This window comes from Pseudomonas fluvialis (genome assembly GCF_002234375.1).
Taxonomy (GTDB): Bacteria; Pseudomonadota; Gammaproteobacteria; order Pseudomonadales; family Pseudomonadaceae; genus Aquipseudomonas; species Aquipseudomonas fluvialis.
In genome coordinates, this window is the sequence record NZ_NMQV01000003.1 from 77,166 (window position 1) to 95,905 (window position 18,740).

Here is an 18,740-nt window from a genome sequence, read left to right on the forward strand (position 1 = left end):
AAACTTTGGCTGCATAACGTGGCCTATAAGAACCGGCGCAGCGTGCGCGCGGGTAACTGGCTGTAGCTCCGGAAACCGTGGTGGCTACGCGTTCCCTGGTCAGCCGCGCTTTCGATGAGGGGCATTGTGTGGTGGGTGGCGTGCCGGCGGTGGTGATCAAGCGCGGTATTCGCTGGGACCGCCGCATGCTCTAGGGGCGCTGCGCTCACTGGGCGCGCTGGGCTTGCGTCCGGGTTGGCAAAACGGTAGTTCGAGCGGGGGGCGATGCCTTGTTGGGGGCCGTTCTGCGTTATGCTCGGCGACGTTTGCTCAGGCCAGCCTGCTGCCCGCGGGACTCGAGGGATCTGCGCGGGTGTTTATCTGCTGAGGAGTGTTCTTGAAAGTCATCCTATTCGTCATGGACGATCAGCGTGTCAACCTCGATCATTTGTACGAGGTGGTGCGTGACAGCTGTGCCAGTTGCGAGGTTGTGCGCCTGTGCAAGCATGAGCAGCAGCACCTGGCACAGGTATTCCGGCGCGTGGATATTGGCAGTTACCAGCGGGTGGTGATTTTTTCCCGCCTCAAGCGTTTGCGTGGCCAGTTAGCCCTGCTGCGTGCTATCCCGGGGCTGGTATTCCTGGAACACGATGCTTGCCAGAACTATATGCCCAGCAGCAAGTATTACCGCCAGTATTCGCGCTTCTATCGCCAGCTACCCTGGGCCAGGGTGCTTGCTTCCAGTCTAGGTGTGCAGCGCCGGCTAGCGGCGGAAGGGGTTGATAGCCGGTTTGTCTCCAAGGGGTACGACGAGCAATTCTTCGTTAACCAGCAGCAGCCCCGTGATATCGAGTGTGCGTTCCTGGGTAGCCTTAAGGGGCACACCTACGCCGAGCGACGCAGCATGCTTTCGGCAATCGCTGCGGTTGTGCCGTTGCGGATAGGGCGAACCGAGACGCGTGAGGAGTATCTGCAGTTGCTCAATCGTACGCGCATCTTCGTCAGTGCCGACGTAGGTATGGGCGAGTACATGATCAAGAATTTCGAGGCCATGGCCTGTGGCTGTGCGTTGGTTGCCTGTAGTCAGGGCGACGAGGAAGACGCGGCGCTGGGTTTTGTCGATGGCGAAAATGTCCTGCTGTACCGCAGCGCCGATGAAGCGCTGGAGAAGATTGCCCGGCTGCGTAGCGACACACAACTGGCCGAGCGGATTGCCCGGGCAGGCCAGCGCTTTGCCGAGCAGCGTTTCGGCTTCGCACGAATCGGCACTGATCTGGCTGCAGCCATTCAGGCTCCGATGCGTGAATGGCCAGGGCTGACACGCTGGCAGCGCGTGCATCTGCGCCTGCGCTATGGTGGCGGCTGGTGAGCGCAGCCATCAAGCTCTACTGGTGTCGCGGGCGTGGCCGGGATGATCCGGCACAGCGCAATTTTGGCGACTTTTTATCCCCCCTGCTGGTGGAGATGCTGTCCGGCAAGTCCGTGCGTTACGCCCCCGTGCACAAGGCAGACATGATGGCCATTGGTTCCATCCTGCCGCGCGAACACAAGGCGCGGCGCTTTGGCTGGCCGCGACGTCTGCATGTCTGGGGCACGGGCACGGATGCCGAAGACCGGCACTTCTCGGGCCGCCACTACTACCACGCGCTGCGTGGGCAAAAAAGTCTGGAGCAGGTCGAAGGACTGCGTATGCATCCCGCGCTGGGCGACCCAGGCCTGTTGGCTGCTGCCTGGTGGGCGGGGCGTGGGCACGTGCCCAAGCGCTACCGGATTGGCCTGATTCCGCATTATGTCGATCAGCAGGATGCGGCGCTGCGCGAGATTGCCTGCCTGCCAGGCGTTTGCCTGATCGATGTGTTCTGGCCGGTGGATGAGGTACTGCGTGCCATCCAGGCCTGCGATTTCGTATTTTCCTCAAGCATGCACGGGTTGATCGTGGCGGATGCCTTTGCGATACCCAATCGTCGCCTGCGTCTTTCCAGTGGGCTGATTTCCGACTTCAAGTTTGTCGATTACTACTCGGCCTTTGCGCTGGATGAGCCACAGCCGTTGGCGCGTGAGATGCTTGGGCAATTGGCTCAGTATGACCCTGGTGCGCTGATTGGTGACTACCAGCGTCCTGGTCTGGCCAGCCTGCAAGATGGCCTGATCAAGGCCTTTCCCTGTATTTGAGGCGTTTCCGATGGTTTCTGCGCTGAATTTTGCGCGGCTGGGGCGTTTGTCCCTGGCTTTGTTGCTGGGCCTGTTCTGTCTGGCATTCTACCTGCCGCTCTCATCCAAGGCGGTCAACAATATCTTCTATATCGGCTTGGCTGTGCCGATGCTGCTGTGGCTGTTGGCACGTCCCCGTGCGCTGGTCGAGCTGCGCCCGTTCGCCTGGCTGTTTGGTCTGTTGGCGCTGATGGTGGCGCTGGATGCCGGTGACCCGGCCGGCCTGAAGAAGGCGTTGTACCTGATGCTGTTCTTTGTGGCCTGCCTGTTCCTGTCGGCACGCTATTGGGCGCTGCATGCGCCTTTATTGCTGTTTGCCTTGTGCAGCCTGGGTTTGTTGTTGTTTGCACTGACCGACTGGCTGTGGATATGGACGCATAGTGGCCAATGGATTCGTTATGGGCGTTTTCTTGGCGAATCACTGAACCCGGTGTACTTCTCCCTGCTGCTGGGTTTTGCCCTGTTGTACCTGTGGCTGTTCCACATAGCCGAGCGTCTGCAGCAGCGCTCGACCTGGCTGATGTTGCTGGGGCTGTTCGTGCTGAGTGTGCTGCTGGTGCTCTGTGCGAGCATTTTTCAGTCGCGCTCGACGTTGCTGGGCTATGCCGTGTTCTTTGCTGGTTTTCTGCTCTACAAGCGCCTGTTCTTGCTCGGGTTGGTGCTTGGTCTGGGGCTGTTGCTGCTTGCCGTGCTCAGTGGCGTGGATGACCTGTTGTTGCAGCGCGGCCTGAGCTACCGACTGGATATCTGGCAGGCCGCGCTACAGCGTTGGTTGGGCGAGTGCAGCCTGTGGTGGGGCTGTGGCAATGACGGTGCACTGTTGCTGGGCCATTTTCATCACCCGCACAGTGGCTACCTGGCCATGCTCTACCGCAATGGCCTGGTGGGCGCGTTGCTGTTTCTGATCTTTGCGCTGCTCTATCTGCGTTATGCGCGATCGCCTGGCGCGCCCTGGCTACTCTTGTCGCTGTTTGGTTGGGGTAGCCTGCTGACGACGACCAACGGTGTGCTGACCTCACCGCAGCCACTGTGGATCTATTTCTGGTTACCTACCTTCATGGCCATCATTGCCGGCCAGCCGCAGGCGCTCCAGCGTTACCTGCAGCGTCGTGATCAGGCGCTGCGTTCGTAGCGCTGCAACAGTTCGTCGAGCGGGAAGTCGACCAGCTGCTTGCGTTTGAGATAGTGACGCAGGTGCTGGAAGTTGCGCTTGATCTGCCAGCTGTTCAGCGGCCGACGCTTGTGTTGTAGGTCGAGGATGTCGATCAGGCCGTAGTTACCACTAGGCAACTGCAGAATGTTGCCCAAGTGCAGCGAACGAAAGTAGACGCCCTGGCGATGTAGGTGACGAATGAAGCGGGCCAGCGAATCGAGCAGTGGCATGACCTGCTGCGGGTCGTCGATGAACAGCTGTTCGACGGACTGCCCGGGCAGCGGTTCGTAGAGGCAGCCGCTGAGGCCCTGGTCGCGGTCGATCCAGAACAGCTCGACAACCCGCGGTACGGCAATTTCCTGGGCCTGCAGGCGGCGGGCATTGTTGGCGAAGCGTCGTGCCGCAGGTTGCAAGCGGGCCAGCAGCGGGTGGCGACGGGTATGGAAAATCTTCAGGAACAGGCCGTTGTCCAGCGCGACTACCTTGGGTCCCCGGCCATCCTTTTCCAGTACCTTGCCATGGGCCAGCCAGCTTTCCAGTTGTTGCGCTGTTACAATCCGCATCGTTTTCCTCTAGCCAGTCTTGTGGGGCTTGCCGTATGGCCAATTCTACCCAGCAATCCAGCCTGAAGGTGTATTTGCGGTTGCTGCGTTATGTTGTTCCCTACTGGGGGGTCTTTGCCCTCAGTATTCTCGGCTTCCTGATCTTTGCATCTACCCAGCCGATGCTGGGCTACATGCTCAAGTACTTTGTCGATGGCCTGTCCAATCCGGAGGCCAGTCTGTTTGCCAATGTGCCCTGGTTGCTGGAGCATGCCCCCTGGCTGGCGCAGCTCAAGCTGCTGCAGGCAGTGCCGCTGCTGATCGTACTGATCGCCGTGTGGCAGGGTGTGGGTTCTTTCCTCGGTAACTATTTTTTGGCCAAGGTTTCCCTGGGCTTGGTGCAGGATTTGCGCATCGCGCTGTTCAACAATCTGCTGACCTTGCCCAACCGCTATTTTGACAACCACAACTCTGGGCACCTGATTTCGCGGATTACCTACAACGTCACCATGGTCACCGGTGCCGCGACCGATGCCATCAAGGTGGTGGTGCGCGAAGGCATGTCGGTAGTTTTTCTGTTTGCCACGTTGTTGTGGATGAACTGGAAGCTGACGTTGGTCATGGTGGCCATCCTGCCGCTGATCGGTTTGATGGTGGTCAGCACCAGCCGCAAGTTTCGCAAGCAGAGCAAGAAGATCCAGGTAGCCATGGGCGATGTCACGCATGTCGCCTCCGAGACCATCCAGGGCTATCGCGTGGTGCGCAGCTTCGGTGGCGAGGCTTACGAGCAACAGCGTTTTCATGACGCCAGTGAGGAAAACCGTCGCAAGCAACTGAAGATGGTCAAGACCAATGCGGTCTATACGCCCAGCCTGCAGTTGGTGATCTACAGCGCCATGGCGGTGCTGATGTTCCTCGTGCTGTTGTTGCGTGGTGATGCCAGTGCGGGTGACCTGGTGGCCTACATTACCCTGGCAGGTCTGTTGCCCAAGCCCATTCGCCAGCTCTCGGAAGTCAGCTCGACGGTGCAGAAAGGTGTCGCTGCCGCGGAAAGTATCTTCGAGCAACTGGATGAGCAACCAGAAGTCGATCATGGCAGCCAGGAGCGCGAGCGAGTCAGTGGGCGTGTCGAAGTTCGCGAGCTGAGTTTTGCCTATCCAGGCACTGACAAGCAGGTCTTGCACAACATCAGCTTTACCGCCGAGGCAGGGCAGATGGTGGCGCTGGTCGGGCGTTCCGGTAGCGGTAAGTCGACGCTGGCCAACCTGATCCCGCGTTTCTACCACCATGATCAGGGGCAGATTCTCCTCGACGGGGTGGATGTCGAGGATTACACGCTGCGTAACCTGCGTCGGCATATCGCGCTGGTTACCCAGCACGTGACGCTATTCAATGACAGCGTGCGCAACAATATTGCCTATGGCGACCTGGCTGGCGCACCCTTGGAGGCTGTGCAGCGTGCGGCCAGCGATGCCTACGCCGCCGAGTTCATCGAGCAGATGCCACAGGGTTACGACACCCTGGTGGGGGAGAATGGCGTGCTGCTTTCCGGTGGCCAGCGTCAGCGCTTGGCGATTGCCAGGGCCTTGCTCAAGGATGCGCCCCTGCTGATCCTCGATGAAGCCACCTCGGCGCTGGATACTGAGTCCGAGCGGCATATCCAGGCGGCACTGGACAAGGTCATGCAGGGGCGTACCACCCTGGTGATCGCCCATCGACTGTCGACCATCGAGAAAGCCGATCTGATTCTGGTTATGGATCAGGGGCAGATCGTCGAGCAGGGCAATCATGCGCAACTACTGGCCTTGGGCGGGCACTATGCACGCCTGCATGCGCGCCAGTTTGCCGAGGATGGCGACAGCGCCGCCTCTCCCGCCTAGACCGCCATGCTGCTAGTCTGCGTTGAACAGGGATTTTCACGCAGGCCGGGGTGGGGTGGTGTATGCAGCATGTGCCGGTTCATACAGCGCAAATGCAACAGTGGTTGCTCTGTCCGGGGGACTGGGTCGAGCCACCCAACCAGCGGCGTGGTGGTCTGAGTGGTGTACAGCGTGTTCAGCTGGATGACGGTCGCCTGCTTTACCGCAAGCAGCAGGTCGGTCATCTCTATCACAGTTGGCGTCATCCGCTGGGCTACCCAACCCTGATGCGTGAGCGTGATGCGCTGTATGACTGTTTGCGTCTTGGCGTGCCGGTTCCCCCCCTTCTGCTGGCGCAGTGTGCGCGACAGGCCGGCCAGTGGCATGCCTGGCTAGTGACCGCTGACCTGACGGGTTTTGCCAGCCTGGAGCAATGCTATGCCGAGCAGCGTGAACGCGGCTGGGGAACGGAGCGACATGCGCAGATTCTCGAATGCCTGGGGCGCGCCGTGGGGCGCCTGAATGGCGCGCGTCGCCAGCACGGTTGTCTGTATCCCAAGCACCTGTTTGTCAGCCTGGCCGATGGTCCGCCAAACGTCGCACTGATCGATCTGGAGAAAAGTCGGCGTCGCCTGACTCGTGCGCAAGCCGCCCGCCACGATCTGCAGCAGCTATGGCGGCGCTGCGGTTGGCGAGGTGCCATGTGGCAAGCATTTTTGCGTGGATATCGCTACAGTTACGGCCCTTTGCCGCGCTTGCCGGCTGCACTCAGAGATGCGGGACTGGATGTAAATGCTTGATCTGCTGCGATTTCGTCGAGAACGAGGCTGGGAACCCTGCGATGCCGGCACCTATGCCGATGCCTGGGCCCAGTTTGGTGGCAGTGTTGCCACGCATCCGCAGGTGGTGGAGCGCCTGGCTGCCTTTGCCGGCATACCGGTGCGCTACCTGGCCTGGGTCGAGAACGGCCAGTTGCAGGCTGCCATTGCCACATGGGGGCGCCATCTGGCGTTGTCCAAGGATGTTCTGAAAAAACAGGGAAAACGTGGCCTGTTCGATCTGGGTAATGCCGAGCTGATCCTGCCCCTCGCGCCAGGTGCGCAGGTAGCCTTGCGGCATCGTGCGCGTTATCTGTCCGAGTTGATGGCACCGGGGATCACTACCCTGCAGGCGCAGCCTGAAGGTTTGGCCCTGGCGCGCGAGCCGGAACAGTACAGCAAGAAGTTTCGTTACAACCAGCGTCGCGAGCAGCGCCTGCTGGAGGAGGCCGGTGGGCTGATCCGGCCCATGCTGAGCTTGACGGCCAGCGAGCAGGCCAGCGTGTACAGCGAGCTATTCCAGCGGCGCTGGGGGTTTGCGGCAACCGGCCAGGAACACCTGGCGGAGGTCTTTGACCTGTTGCGCGAGTTCATGACCGGCTCGCTGATCTACCTCAATGACCAGCCGGTGGCCATCCAGATCCTTTACCGGGTCGAGGCGCCGCGCTGGATCAGCCTGGAGTACATCAATGGTGGCGTCGACCCGCAGCAGCGCGACTTTAGTCCGGGTAGCGTGCTCAGCTTCGTCAATACGCAGGATGCCTGGGCGGAGGCCCGGGCGCTGGGTAAGCCGTTGCGCTATTCCTTTGGTCGCGCTGATCGGGAGTACAAGGATCGCTGGTGTCATCGTGTCGCCTGCTACCAGACCTGATGTTTTGAGCGCTCTGAGAACCCCTTGCCATGCCGCGTGCCGATCATGACCCGTCGTAAACAAGTCCTGTTGAAACACCATCGCCGCAACAAACGCCTGGTGTTGCTGCTGGCTTTGTTGCTGCTGGCGCTGAGCAGCCTGCTGGCTGTCTGGCTGCCACCGCTGCTGTTGGTATTGGGCTGGGTCGCTCACGAGGCTTGGTTTGCCGACCACCTGTTCTATGCGCCCGGTGACGATTATCGCTATGACTTTCCCGAGGACTGCCTGAGTATTCCTGCGCATATCGAGGGTGGACGACTGCACGTCGAAGCGGCACTGCAGGGATATGACACTGTGCTGCTTGAGTTGCGTTTGACGGCTACCTGGCTGGGGCGCTGGCTCGATCCCTATGTGCGCCTCGGCAGTGATCGCCAGGATTTCGAACGTGGTGTGGCCGGGCGGCGTTACCTCAACCTTTCCGGCCTGCCTGTGGCAGACCTGGCTATTGCGCCGCGCTTCTGTCGCATCGAGGGGGCGTTGCGCGTGCATGCCATGCGCAATCCGGATTTTGCCGAGCAACGCCTGTTGATCATTGCCCCCCATGCCGACGATGCCGAGCTGGCCGCTTTCGGCCAGTACAGCCGTTGCGCGGAGGCGGCCATCGTCACGCTCACCCAGGGCGAGATCGAAGCCGAAGCCTATCAGCGCCTGGGGTTGGATAGGGCGGCAGCAGCACGTCTGAAGGGCCGCCTGCGCAGCTGGGACAGCCTGGCGGCCCCGCTCTGGGGGGGCGTAGAGCAAACGCGCTGTGTGCAGCTCGGCTACTACTGCCTGCAGCTGAGTGCCATGGCCGAGCAACCGCAAACGCCGTTCGGCTCGCGGGAGTCCGCTGAGGCTGACGTGCGTAGCGTGCGCCGGCACAACCCTTTGTCTCTACCAGGCGACAAGGATGGCCAGCCGACCTGGGATAACCTAATTGCCGATCTGGTCGCGGTGATCGAGCATTATCGCCCCGAGGTACTGCTGGCTCCGCATCCGGAGCTGGACCCGCACCCTGATCATGTCGCTAGCACCCGTGCCGTGCTCGAAGCCTGCGCGCAAAGTACCTGGCAACCGGACACGCTGTTGCTCTATGCCAACCACCTGCACGACAACGATCGCTGGCCGATGGGCCCTGCGGGGTATGGCATTGCCTTGCCGCCAGTTTTCACCCCACTGCCGGGGGACCGCCTGTGGAGCCCGCTGCTGAGCGCCGAGCAACAGCTGGACAAAGCCATGGCGCTTGGTTTGCAACATGACCTGCAGGGCGCGCTGCCCCTGAAGAGACGCCTGCGGCGGTGGATTCAGCAGGCGCTGGCCGGGCGACGCTGGCCCGCCACGGGGGAGAACGAATTCTTCCGCAAGGCGGTGCGCCGCCATGAGCTGTTCTGGGTGAGGCCCCTTGGCTGAAGCCTTGTGTGGCTTCAGCCAAGGGGATTTAGGCCAGTAATAGATCGGCTGCGCTTAGGTTGGTAATGCCGACAAGCTTGATGGAAAACTCAGGCTGCTGATCCCCACCAGCATTGCCGTAGAGAATCAGATCACTGCCATCGGTTTCGTAGCGCAGTTGTTTTACACCAGAAAAGGCCTCTTCACCGACAAAGCTGTAGCCTTTCAACGCTTTGAAATCGAGCAGATCTTCGCTTCTGGTGAAGTCCATGATCACATCTTGCCGCTCTGCCAGGCCAAGCTCTTTGAGCGAGGTAAAACGGAAGGTGTCCTTGCCGCCGCCGCCAGTCATCGTGTCGGCGCCTATGCCGCCGATAATGATGTTGTCAGCATTGTTGCCAATGATGATGTTATCGGCAGCATTGCCGGTCAAGTTAAGGCGGGTGAGGCCAGTAGCACTGGCATCCAGGTTCTCCAGGTTATTGGCCAGACGCAATGTTGTGGCCTGGCTGAGTGCAAACTCGCCACGCAGTTGCAGCGTGTCAATGCCTTGGTTGGCCAATTCGCTGATCTTGTCTTCCAAGACCACGACAGCTGTGTTGCCTTGTCCTTTAAGAGCGAGATCGACGATATAGGTGTCATCGCCTTGTCCGCCGATCAGTGTATCTATGCCGCCCGCGCCATCCAGAATATTGTTACCGGCATTGCCAGTAATTTTATTAGCCGCACTGTTGCCTGTTGCGTCGATATGGGCGCTGCCCAGCAGTTCCAGGTTTTCCAGATGTTCGCCCAGGGTCCAGCTTAGCCAGGCTTTCACGGTATCGATGCCCTGATTGGCAAGCTCAATGGTCTCGTCACCGATATTGTCGACTATATAAATATCATTACCGGCTCCGCCGAACATTTGATCTGCGCCAGTCCTGCCATCCAGTATGTTGGCGGCAGAGTTACCGTGTAGGATGTTGTTCAAGCTATTGCCGGTGGCGTCCGCTTTCTTGCTGCCGTAAAGCGTCAGGTTTTCGATATCACCCAAGGTTTCAATGGAGTAGCTAAAAGCTGTTTCGACTGTGTCAATGCCTGCGCCCCCTTTGATTACAGGGTCTCTGTCCAGTAGGCGGATAACGTCATCACCATTTCCGGCGTCGACCACCAGTAGGCCGCGGCCACCTTTCAGTGTGAGATGATCATTGCCATCACCTGAGTTGATGCGCAGTGTCTGCGTGGCTTTGTTTGAAAGTTCAATTTCAAAGGTATCGTCGCCGCTCCAAAAATCTTGCTGGCGGAGGGTTTGAATGTTGATTGTGCTATGGCTATCCAGGTATCGGGAGTCCTGGATTTCGAAAAAGCTCTTGTCGTGGAAGTCTGTACGGAACTTGCTTAGTGTTCCACTGACCTGAACGCCGCCCACGATGCTTCCACTGATGTTGAACGTGCCTTCAATGAGGTTGCTTTTTTCGATTTTCTGCGCGGTACTGTACAGTTTTGTAAGCGTGCCACTTAGTATGCCGTATGCGGTGGAGTTGATCTCGCCTGCCAAGCCGGCAGTGATATTTCCATATTCGGCATCCCTTGATTTTCCAAAGATGTCGACTCTGTAGTCTTTAATTGTTCCGCCTTGGTAATTGATCTCTAAGTAGTCATGGTTGTCGGTTATATAGCTGTAGTTCAGGCTTCCGGTTATGCTTTCCCTGACGCCCGAAGGGATAGCCAGTATGACTGAGTTGGCAAGTGCTGTGCCGTACTCGTAATAATAATCCTGTCCGATTGTTGTGATGGTCCCGTTGTAGGTGCGGGTTGCACCATCTTCAAAGCGTAGGGTGGTTTTGCTGCTTGTGCTTCGGTAGGTGTCAAAGTAGTAATATGCCTCGTTGAACATGGCATTGACGCTCAATAGCGTACTCGCCGACTCGGACAGGCTTTCTGTTTCCGCCGCGTTGGCAATAAGGTGGTTCAGTGCGCCTTCGCTGAGTTTCAATTTTACATGTGCCAACTTGGCCTCCTTGACAGTTGATCGCTAAGAAAATTCTGAACAAGCCGCTGTTTCTCGAAGTCACTGCCTTGCTGTTCGCATGGTTACTGACTGTGTTTTTGGGGAAGGGATTCTCAGATAATCCCTAGGGGTCGTTAAGAGAGCCAGGCAATGAAGCTCTCTTCGGAGATTTTGTTCATACTGGTGATGCCGTTCAGCTTTATTGCCATGTCTGCTCCATTAAGGCCGTCAGTATCGACAAAGACATAGCTATTTTTTTTGTCGGTGGTTGTGTGGCCGACAAATATTCGAGCAGTGCTGTCGTTAGCTGCTGCCAACAGCTCTGCATAGCTGGCTTTGCCATCACCCTTGTTCAGCGCAATAACGACTTCATCGGGGGTGAATGAGAAGTCGAATGCCAGTCTGTCGCCTTGTTGTATTTTGAAGTCGCTGACAGTGTCTAGTTCTGTCTGAATGACTGAGGAGTCTCCGGCATGGAATAAGAATGTGTCTGCCCCCGCGCCTCCTTTTAGCGTGTCGATACCGCGCCCGCCAATTATTAGATCATCCCCGGCGCGGCCATCAAGGCTGTCGTTACCGTCGCCGCCATTCAATATGTCATGCCCTTTGTTACCGAGCAGCTTGTCATTGCCGGCGCCGCCATACAGTGTATTTCCAGTCTTGCTAGTGCCGCTCAGTGTGTCGTTTCCGGACAGTAATTCCTCAATGAGAGCATAAAATGAATCGGTTCCTACCAGGTTGAGCAGTGTAGCATCCAAACTCTTGCTGGATTGATAGCTGTGTTGGATGCTTAGGGTCTCGCCGCTGAGCATTTTGTCAGTCATGCGGTAGCTAAAGTTTATGTTGTCCAGTTGTCCATAATAATAGGAACCTGTTGCACCAGGCGCCGGGTTGCTTACGAGATCCCAAAAAAAGCCATTGCCACTGTTGATTTCCAGCTTGCTCTGCTCGCTGTGAACTTTGCTTGCAGAGAGGCCTTTGATGGTTTGTTTGTAGTCGATCGTGAGGGCGGTTGTCTTTAGGGAATCCTGTTGGAGATCTGTGCCATAAAATCGGTAAATATGCTCGCCCGTCATGGCTTTGTTAACTGTTCCTGAGTGACTGTATTTCTGCCCCCCGTCCGAGCCTTTTTCATTAAAGCGGAATTTGCTGCTCCCACTGCTTGCTGTGACCGTGTCATCATTGATTTTTAGATTGCTTTTTGATGTGAGGCTTGCGGAGAGTTGCACGCTTTGTTGTTCAATAGGGTTTTTATGAGTTAATTTGTTTGAGTATGTTTGTTGGTAGCTGTGAATGCTGTTCAAGGCAGTGCTATTACCACCAAGAAATTTTTCCAGCATTTTTCCGGAAATGACTGCGTCGTCGGGGTAGTCACTGTCTCCGAACCAGTCATAGCTATTTGGTACATTTTTAAAATGATCGGTAAGCGTACTGCTGGTCGTATTCTCAATTAGCCGGCTGCTGTGTGTGCCATTGCCTACTTCGGTCACTGTGTCGATATGCAGTTGTTCGCGCAGACGCAGTAAATGATCTGCCAGATGCTCCATGGGTTGCTCCATGGCCAGATGGGGGCTTGCAGTCAGTTCCTCAATCAGGCGGTACATGAGTTCTATTGTGTTGTCGGTCTTGATTGTGGCCATCAGAGTGTCCCTGTGCTGGTGGTAATTGGTTATTAATAGTTACTCGTGCAACAGTTTGGAGACTGTACGCAGGTCCTGTTCGCTCAGCGTGCCGCTCCAGCGATACAACAGAAGCAACTGGGTAATGTAGTTGTACTGGCTGCGTAGCAAATCGCGTCGGCTGCGGAACTCATCACGCACGCGCTCGAGGACATCGACGGCATTGAAAACACCCAGTTCGAAGGCGCGCTCGGCGGCCTGGCGTGACTTGATCGCCGCCTGCAGGGCTTGTGTGGCAGCCTGAATGCGCGCCGGGGCGGTTTCTACCTTGAGCTGTGCATTGCGGGTCTGTCGAATGATCTCGCGACGCAGTCGTTCGTAGTCATGACTGGCCGCCTGCTGTTCGGCCTGCAGGGCAGCACTGCGGGCACGGGTCGAGCCGCCGCTATAGAGCGGCAGCTGGATGCCTACGGCGGCAATCAGGTTGGTGCTTTCTGGCGAGGGATTGCCTTCGTAGCCCAGGTCACTGCGCTGTGCCGTGAGGTTGAGGCTGACTTGCGGCAAATGGCCGGCCTTGGCTTCGCGGACGGCATGTTCTGCCGCGGCAATACCGTGCTCCTGGCTGCGCAGTGCGGGGTTGAGCTGCAGCGCCTTGGCGACCCAGTCGACTTCGTGGCGACGCAGTTGGTTGAAGTCCGGTTGTGTACCCAGCCGCTTGAGTGGTTCCTCGACGGGGCGGCCGATGCGTTCTGCCATGGCATCGCGACTGGTCTGTGCGGCATTCACGGCGTCCAGCAGATTGGCCTGCAGCTCGGCTACCCGGGCGTCGGCATCCAGCACATCGGTGAGCATGGCCATCTGTCGCTTGAAGAGAGCCTGGATGCGCTGCTGGTTACGCTGGGTGGCCTGCAGTTCGGCCTCGGTCAGGTCGCGCTCATCCTCGGCGGCGAGGATGGCGAAATACAACTCGGCAATCTGCAGGGCGGTCTGTTTCTGCGTATCGTCGATCGCCAGGTGCTGTTGCTCGGTGAGTTCGCGGAAGCGTTCATAGCTGCGCCAGACGGCAGGGTCATAGAGTGGCTGGCGCAGGTTGATGCCGTGACTGCTGCCGTTGTAGAGCAGCCGGCCCTGTTCATACTGTTGATGGCTGCGGCTGTAGGTGTTGCTCAGGCTCAGCTGGGGCAGCAGGCGTCCACGTGCTTCCTGCTCGCGCTGTTGCGAGGCCTGATGAAAGGCCTGCTCGCGCTGCAGCACGGGGTCCTCTCGGCTGGCCTCGACATAGAGACTCCACAAGTCGCTGGGTGTGTCGGCAAGCGCGCAGTTGAGAAACAGGACACTGAACAGGGTGCCGATACGCAGGTAGGCGGACATGCTTCAGTCCTCGTTCAGCGAGCGAGCCATCCAGTTGCTGGCAGGCTGCAGCAGGTAGCTCAACAGGGTGCGCGAGCCAGTGTTGATCAGTACTTCGGCGGGCATGCCTGGCAGGAGGCTTTGTTGACCGAGGTCTGCAATGCCCTTGCGGGTAAGGGTAATGCGTGCCAGGTAATAGCTCTGCCCAGTGCTCTGGTCGAGCAAGCTATCGGCCGAAATTTGCTCTACCACGCCCTCAATCACAGGCGTCGTGGCGCTGTTGAATGCGCTGAAGCGTATGTCGGCAGGCTTGCCGGCGGCGACGCGATCAATGTCGCTGGGACTGACGCGAGCCTCGATGATCAGGTCTGCATTGTCCGGTACGATTTCCAGAATCGGCTGCCCTGCGCCAATCACGGCGCCCAGCGTATGCACGTTCATGCCGAGGACCATGCCGGACGCCGGCGCGCGGATTTCACTGCGCTGCAGGCGCTCTTCGACGCTGCGCAGGCGCTCGCCGATGTCGAACGCCTGGGTTTGCGCGGCAACCAGCTGTGTGGTCACTTCGTGGCTGAACGTCTTGTCGATCTGCAGGATCTGCAGGCGCAATTCGCCGCTGCGCTGGCGAGCCTGGGCAATCGCCGAGCGGTGTTCGGCGATTTCCGCGGATAGTCGCTCCAGCTGGCGTTCCTGCTCGCGCAGGCGTTGACGATCCGTGAAACCTTCCTTGAGTAATGCGCGCAGGTCTGCTGCCTCTTCGCTGTGCGACTGCACCAGTGTCTGCTTGTTGCGAATGATCGCCTGCAGTCCCTGGATCTGTTCTTCCAGCTGGCCGATGGACTGCTGGAGTATCTGAATTTCACCTTCACGGGCTCTTTGCCGCGCTTGCAGCAGGGCCTGCTCGGTCTGCCAGGCTTCTGCGACGCGTGGCTGGTTTTCCGCGCTGGCGGGTACGCTCAGTGTGTCGGCTTGTTGCAGCTCGGCGAGCAGTCGTGCTTCCAGGGCTGCGGTGGCTACCTGCTGATTGCGCAACACTTCACGCTCGGCCTGCAGTTGCGAGGTGTCCAGGCTGACCAGTACGGTGCCCTGGCTGACCTGCTCGCCATCACGCACATGCAGGGCGCTGACAATGCCGCCCTCCAGGTGCTGTACGGTCTTGCGGTAGCTCTTGATCGTGACGACCCCCGGGGCCAGTGCGGCACTGTCCAGCGGGGCGATACTGGCCCAACTGCCAAATACGCCAAATACCAGGAACAGCACGCCATACCCGATACGTCGAGCGTGTCGGTCGTCGAGTATCGAGGAGAGATCGGTTGCGCTCACGAATTGGCCTCCGCACCTGGCTTGCTGCCTGCCTGCAGGTGTTGCAGCACCTTGGCGGTAGGGCCGTAGGCAACCAGTTCGGCGTTATTGAGCACCAGCAAGCGTTCGATAACTTGCAGGATGCTGGATTTGTGGCTGATGACGATGCAGGTACAGCCGTTCTTGCGCAACTGCTGCAGGGTGGCCAGCAGCATCTGTTCGCCACGCTCATCCAGGTTGGAGTTGGGCTCGTCCAGTACCACCAGGCGGGGTTGGCCATACACTGCGCGGGCCAGCGCAATACGTTGTCGTTGCCCGCCGGATAGGCCGCCGCCATTGGCGCCGATCAGGGTGTCATAACCTTCCGGGAGCTGCAGGATCAGCTCATGTACTCCGGCCAGACGGGCGGCATCCACCACCCACTGCGGGTTTACCTCGCCGAAGCGGGCAATGTTCTGCGCAATACTGCCTTCGAATAGCTCGATGTCTTGCGGCAGGTAGCCCAGGTAGGGACCCAGTTCCTCGCGGGTCCACTGGCTGATTTCCACATCATCAAGCCTTACCGAACCACCACGAGGTGTCCATATACCGAGGAGCGCACGTGCCAGGCTGGATTTGCCTGCGCCGCTTGGTCCCATAATGGCCAGGCTACTGCCGGCCGCCAGGCGAAAACTCAGGTTGCGAATGGTCAGTTGCTGGCTACCCGGTGGGGCCAGCAGCAGGTTTTCCACCTGTACTTCTCCGCGCGGAGCGGGGAGTGGCATGCGCGCGGGTTCGGCGGCGATCTCCTCCAGCAGTTCATTGAGCCGATGATATTGGCCCCGTGCTGCAACCACGCTTTTCCAGGAACCAATGAGCTGATCGACAGGGGCCAGCGCGCGCCCGAGCAATATCGAACCGGCGATCATCATACCGGGGCTGATCTGTTGATCGATGGCCAGGTAGGCACCGACGCCGAGTACCAGCGACTGAGTGACCTGGCGAAAGGTTTTGGAAATGGCACTCAGCAAGCCGGCACGGTCACTGGCTAGGCTCTGGCTGAGCAGTACCCGCTGGTTGAAGGCGCGCCAGCGCTGGCGAAGATTGCCCAGCATGCCCATGGCGGCGACGACTTCAGCATTACGCAGGTTTTTCTCGGTGAACTGGCTGGCTTGCAGGTTTTCCTGGTTGGCCTGCTGGAGCAGCGCTTTTGTCCAGCGCTCGTTGAGCACGGCGAGAAGGCCCAGGCAGAGTGCGCAGCCTAGTCCCAGCCAGCCGAACCAGGGATGGAAGGCAAACATCACCGCGAGGTAGATGGGAATCCAGGGTGTATCGAAGAAGGCGAACAAGCCATTGCTGCTCAAGAACTGTCGCAAGGCGGTCAGGTCAGTAAGCGGTTGTGCGCTGGACTGGCGTCCGCCGCTGAGCAGTGCCAGGCGGAAGCTAGCATCGTAAAGCCGATCTGCAAGCTGGACGTCGAGCTGGTTGCTGACCCGCACCATGATTCGGGAGCGTACCCATTCCAGGGCGCCCATGCTTAACAGCAACGCTATCATGAGCAGCGTCAGCATGAGCAGGGTGGCTTTGCTGCCGGTGCTGACGACGCGGTCGTAGACCTGCAACATGTAGAAGGACGGCACCAGCATCAGCAGGTTGATGAAGCAGCTGAACAGGCCGATGGCGAAGAAGCTTTTTTTGCAGCGACGCAGCGCGTCAAGCAGCGGGGGGGTGGATGTACTGCGCAAGGACATGGGCCTGTAAATAAAGGCGGCCCCAGTATAGGGGCCGCGTTCAGCATCGTGTTGCCGGTTTAGGCGCCTACCTGGCTGACATCGATAAAGCTGGCGGTATCAATCTTGTTGCTGCTGGTGATGCCGGTCAACTTGATAGCCATGTCCATGCTGCCGTTATCGTCAGTGTCGACGAAGGCATAACCATTCTTCTTATCGGCAGCGGTATAACCGACAAAGATTTTCGCACCACTGTCGTTGGCGGCGCTCAGCAGCTCATCGTAGCTGGCTTTGCGATCAGTCTTGCCAAGGGCAATGGTGACATCTTCGGCGGTGAAGTCAAAATCAAACGCCAGTTTGTCGCCCTGTTTGATTTTGAAGTCGCTCACGGTATCCAGGTTGGCCTGGTTCAGGGTCAGGTCATCGTCGTAGAACACAAAGCTGTCGGCTCCGGCGCCGCCTTTGAAGTTATCGATGCCGGTATAGCCGATCAGTACGTCATTGCCGGCGCCGCCATCGAGGCTGTCATTACCGCTGCCGCCGAACAATACGTCATTGCCGGCGCCACCTTTGAGCGTATCGTTGCCTTCGCCGCCATTGAGATAGTCGTTACCTTTGTTGCCGGTGATCAGATCATTGCCGGCACCACCGTAGAGGTAGTTCTGCTCCTTGCTGGTGCCGGTGATGGTGTCGTTGCCGGAAAGCAGGTACTCCATAAAGGATTCAACGCTGTTCTCGTTGTCCATGACCATCGGCATCAGCATGTCGTCGTCATAGTCGTCGTCAGGTACCCAGGGTAGGTAGCTGCTATCGATCGGGCCGCTGGACTGGAAGGAATGCTCTTCGGTGTAGCTGTAACCGCCTTCCTTTTCGGTCTCCTTGTTGCTGATGTTCAGCTTGTTGATGAGGCCGGTGAAGGTGTTGCTGCTGGAGTCGTAGGTAACGCCTGCAGTGCTTTCCAGTAGAAAGCTGCCTTTCTCGCTGTAGCTCAGGCCATCTTCCTTGCCGCTCTCTGACCAGCTCGAGGAAATGCGGTTTGCCTGGGTGCTTTCATGCTCGAAGGCTATCCAGCCGTCATAGTCCTGCTGGTTGTAGACAGCACGACCACTGAAGTTGTACTTGAAGGAATCCTTTCCGGTGTCGCGAGTGCCTTCCCACAGCTCATTCCAGCTTTCCGCGGCGCTGTAGTCGGCCTGCTTGATAACCAGACTGTCGTTCTCGAAAGCGATCTGTGCGGTAGCTTTCTCGTTGTCGGTGTACTTGCCTTCATAGTCGACGCCGACCGAGGTGACGTTTTCAGAAAAATTGAAGCCGGTGGCGTTGTTGATGTCGCTGCCGACATTGTTGCCCGAGAAGCTGTATTTGCCTGTTCCGGTTTCCTTGGTGTCGGATTCGCCTTGGAAGTTCTTGTAGGTCGTGGTCTGCTCGATCAAGTTGGCACTTTGCGTGGTCTTGATCGTCGCCGTACCGCCGGCCTCATCGGTATAGCTGTCGTCTGGCTGGTTGCGGTTGTTGACGAAGAACTGTGCTTCGTAGGAGACCTCCTGGGTTTCCAGGAAGGCATTGCTGATGGCGCGGGCCACTTCCCCGGCCAGATCCATCGTGTTGGACGTTTTGATAACAGCCATGTTTCACCTCGTATAAGCCCTTGCGGGGCATTGGTCTTGCGTTGGCAAATCAGCAGTCGCACGTGTATGGCGCGAGCGCAGGCTGGGCAGAGGACCGGCGGGGGCGTGAGGTGGCTGGCACGAAACATCCCTGTCGTGTCGCTATGCTGGCGATTTACCCAGCGTAGCCAAGTCCCCAAAGCTTGGCAATCATCATCTACCTGGCAGAAATGCCCGTATCACCGGGCGCTGCGGGCGTATCCGCGTGATGCGCCCAGGCAGCGGGCTGGCGGCCATGGCCCGTGCTATGATCGGCGCCGATT

The 18,740-nt window shown here is 58.5% G+C and carries 14 protein-coding genes; 7 read left to right on the forward strand and 7 right to left on the reverse strand.

Annotation, left to right across the window (positions count from 1 at the left end):
* Nucleotides 1-376: 376 nt before the first annotated feature.
* Genes CFY91_RS01965 through CFY91_RS01975 form a run of 3 tightly spaced genes read left to right on the forward strand, consistent with a single transcriptional unit; the run spans nucleotide 377 to nucleotide 3,322 of the window.
* Entirely contained in the window at nucleotides 377-1,348 is a 972-nt protein-coding gene (locus CFY91_RS01965) for a glycosyltransferase family protein (RefSeq protein ID WP_093984812.1), read from the forward strand.
* On the forward strand, nucleotides 1,345-2,151 hold the full coding sequence (locus tag CFY91_RS01970) for a polysaccharide pyruvyl transferase family protein (RefSeq protein ID WP_229727193.1): 807 nt from the start codon (nucleotides 1,345-1,347) through the stop codon (nucleotides 2,149-2,151). The genes CFY91_RS01965 and CFY91_RS01970 overlap by 4 nt, the downstream gene beginning before the upstream one ends.
* Before the next feature lie 10 nt (nucleotides 2,152-2,161).
* Nucleotides 2,162-3,322: a hypothetical protein gene (locus CFY91_RS01975; RefSeq protein ID WP_093984663.1), complete on the forward strand. Its 1,161-nt coding sequence runs from the start codon at nucleotides 2,162-2,164 to the stop codon at nucleotides 3,320-3,322.
* Here the strand turns inward: CFY91_RS01975 and CFY91_RS01980 are convergent.
* Complete coding sequence (locus tag CFY91_RS01980; RefSeq protein WP_093984664.1) at nucleotides 3,304-3,906, reverse strand: phosphotransferase; 603 nt, start codon at nucleotides 3,904-3,906, stop codon at nucleotides 3,304-3,306. The genes CFY91_RS01975 and CFY91_RS01980 overlap by 19 nt on opposite strands.
* 35 nt (nucleotides 3,907-3,941) lie before the next feature.
* On the opposite strand from CFY91_RS01980, the gene msbA reads away from it, so the two are divergent.
* The 4 genes from msbA (at nucleotide 3,942) to CFY91_RS02000 (ending at nucleotide 8,861) form a co-directional block, all read left to right on the forward strand.
* On the forward strand, nucleotides 3,942-5,765 hold the full coding sequence (gene msbA / locus CFY91_RS01985) for a lipid A export permease/ATP-binding protein MsbA (protein ID WP_093984665.1): 1,824 nt from the start codon (nucleotides 3,942-3,944) through the stop codon (nucleotides 5,763-5,765).
* Between the two features lie 92 nt (nucleotides 5,766-5,857).
* On the forward strand, nucleotides 5,858-6,544 hold the full coding sequence (locus CFY91_RS01990; RefSeq protein WP_229727192.1) for a lipopolysaccharide kinase InaA family protein: 687 nt from the start codon (nucleotides 5,858-5,860) through the stop codon (nucleotides 6,542-6,544).
* Complete coding sequence (locus CFY91_RS01995) at nucleotides 6,537-7,433, forward strand: GNAT family N-acetyltransferase (protein ID WP_093984667.1); 897 nt, start codon at nucleotides 6,537-6,539, stop codon at nucleotides 7,431-7,433. The genes CFY91_RS01990 and CFY91_RS01995 overlap by 8 nt, the downstream gene beginning before the upstream one ends.
* A 45-nt stretch (nucleotides 7,434-7,478) precedes the next feature.
* Nucleotides 7,479-8,861, forward strand: a complete 1,383-nt coding sequence (locus CFY91_RS02000; RefSeq protein ID WP_093984668.1) for a PIG-L deacetylase family protein — start codon at nucleotides 7,479-7,481, stop codon at nucleotides 8,859-8,861.
* Between the two features lie 28 nt (nucleotides 8,862-8,889).
* Here CFY91_RS02000 and CFY91_RS15840 read toward each other — a convergent pair whose 3' ends face one another.
* The 6 genes from CFY91_RS15840 to CFY91_RS02030 form a co-directional block, all read right to left on the reverse strand.
* On the reverse strand, nucleotides 8,890-10,830 hold the full coding sequence (locus tag CFY91_RS15840) for a calcium-binding protein (RefSeq protein WP_133063654.1): 1,941 nt from the start codon (nucleotides 10,828-10,830) through the stop codon (nucleotides 8,890-8,892).
* A 134-nt stretch (nucleotides 10,831-10,964) separates the two neighbouring features.
* Complete coding sequence (locus tag CFY91_RS15970) at nucleotides 10,965-12,470, reverse strand: calcium-binding protein (RefSeq protein WP_093984670.1); 1,506 nt, start codon at nucleotides 12,468-12,470, stop codon at nucleotides 10,965-10,967.
* Nucleotides 12,471-12,509: 39 nt separating this feature from the next.
* On the reverse strand, nucleotides 12,510-13,820 hold the full coding sequence (locus tag CFY91_RS02015) for a TolC family protein (RefSeq protein ID WP_093984671.1): 1,311 nt from the start codon (nucleotides 13,818-13,820) through the stop codon (nucleotides 12,510-12,512).
* Nucleotides 13,821-13,823: 3 nt separating this feature from the next.
* Entirely contained in the window at nucleotides 13,824-15,122 is a 1,299-nt protein-coding gene (locus CFY91_RS02020) for an HlyD family type I secretion periplasmic adaptor subunit (RefSeq protein WP_093984672.1), read from the reverse strand.
* The gene (locus CFY91_RS02025) at nucleotides 15,119-16,825 is read right to left on the reverse strand and encodes a type I secretion system permease/ATPase (protein WP_229727191.1); all 1,707 of its coding nucleotides are present in this window, start codon (nucleotides 16,823-16,825) and stop codon (nucleotides 15,119-15,121) included. Before CFY91_RS02025 ends, CFY91_RS02020 begins: the two co-directional genes overlap by 4 nt.
* 65 nt (nucleotides 16,826-16,890) lie before the next feature.
* Nucleotides 16,891-18,438, reverse strand: a complete 1,548-nt coding sequence (locus CFY91_RS02030) for a calcium-binding protein (RefSeq protein ID WP_093984674.1) — start codon at nucleotides 18,436-18,438, stop codon at nucleotides 16,891-16,893.
* Nucleotides 18,439-18,740: the final 302 nt, after the last annotated feature.

What these genes read in the sequence shown, in the direction of transcription:
- msbA (WP_093984665.1), top strand. Translation starts at nt 3,942, where the DNA reads ATGGCCAATTCTACCCAGCAATCCAGCCTGAAGGTGTATTTGCGGTTG.
- CFY91_RS01980 (WP_093984664.1), bottom strand. Translation starts at nt 3,906, where the DNA reads ATGCGGATTGTAACAGCGCAACAACTGGAAAGCTGGCTGGCCCATGGC.
- CFY91_RS02000 (WP_093984668.1), top strand. Translation starts at nt 7,479, where the DNA reads ATGACCCGTCGTAAACAAGTCCTGTTGAAACACCATCGCCGCAACAAA.
- CFY91_RS01990 (WP_229727192.1), top strand. Translation starts at nt 5,858, where the DNA reads ATGCAACAGTGGTTGCTCTGTCCGGGGGACTGGGTCGAGCCACCCAAC.
- CFY91_RS15970 (WP_093984670.1), bottom strand. Translation starts at nt 12,470, where the DNA reads ATGGCCACAATCAAGACCGACAACACAATAGAACTCATGTACCGCCTG.
- CFY91_RS01995 (WP_093984667.1), top strand. Translation starts at nt 6,537, where the DNA reads ATGCTTGATCTGCTGCGATTTCGTCGAGAACGAGGCTGGGAACCCTGC.
- CFY91_RS02015 (WP_093984671.1), bottom strand. Translation starts at nt 13,820, where the DNA reads ATGTCCGCCTACCTGCGTATCGGCACCCTGTTCAGTGTCCTGTTTCTC.
- CFY91_RS01975 (WP_093984663.1), top strand. Translation starts at nt 2,162, where the DNA reads ATGGTTTCTGCGCTGAATTTTGCGCGGCTGGGGCGTTTGTCCCTGGCT.
- CFY91_RS02030 (WP_093984674.1), bottom strand. Translation starts at nt 18,438, where the DNA reads ATGGCTGTTATCAAAACGTCCAACACGATGGATCTGGCCGGGGAAGTG.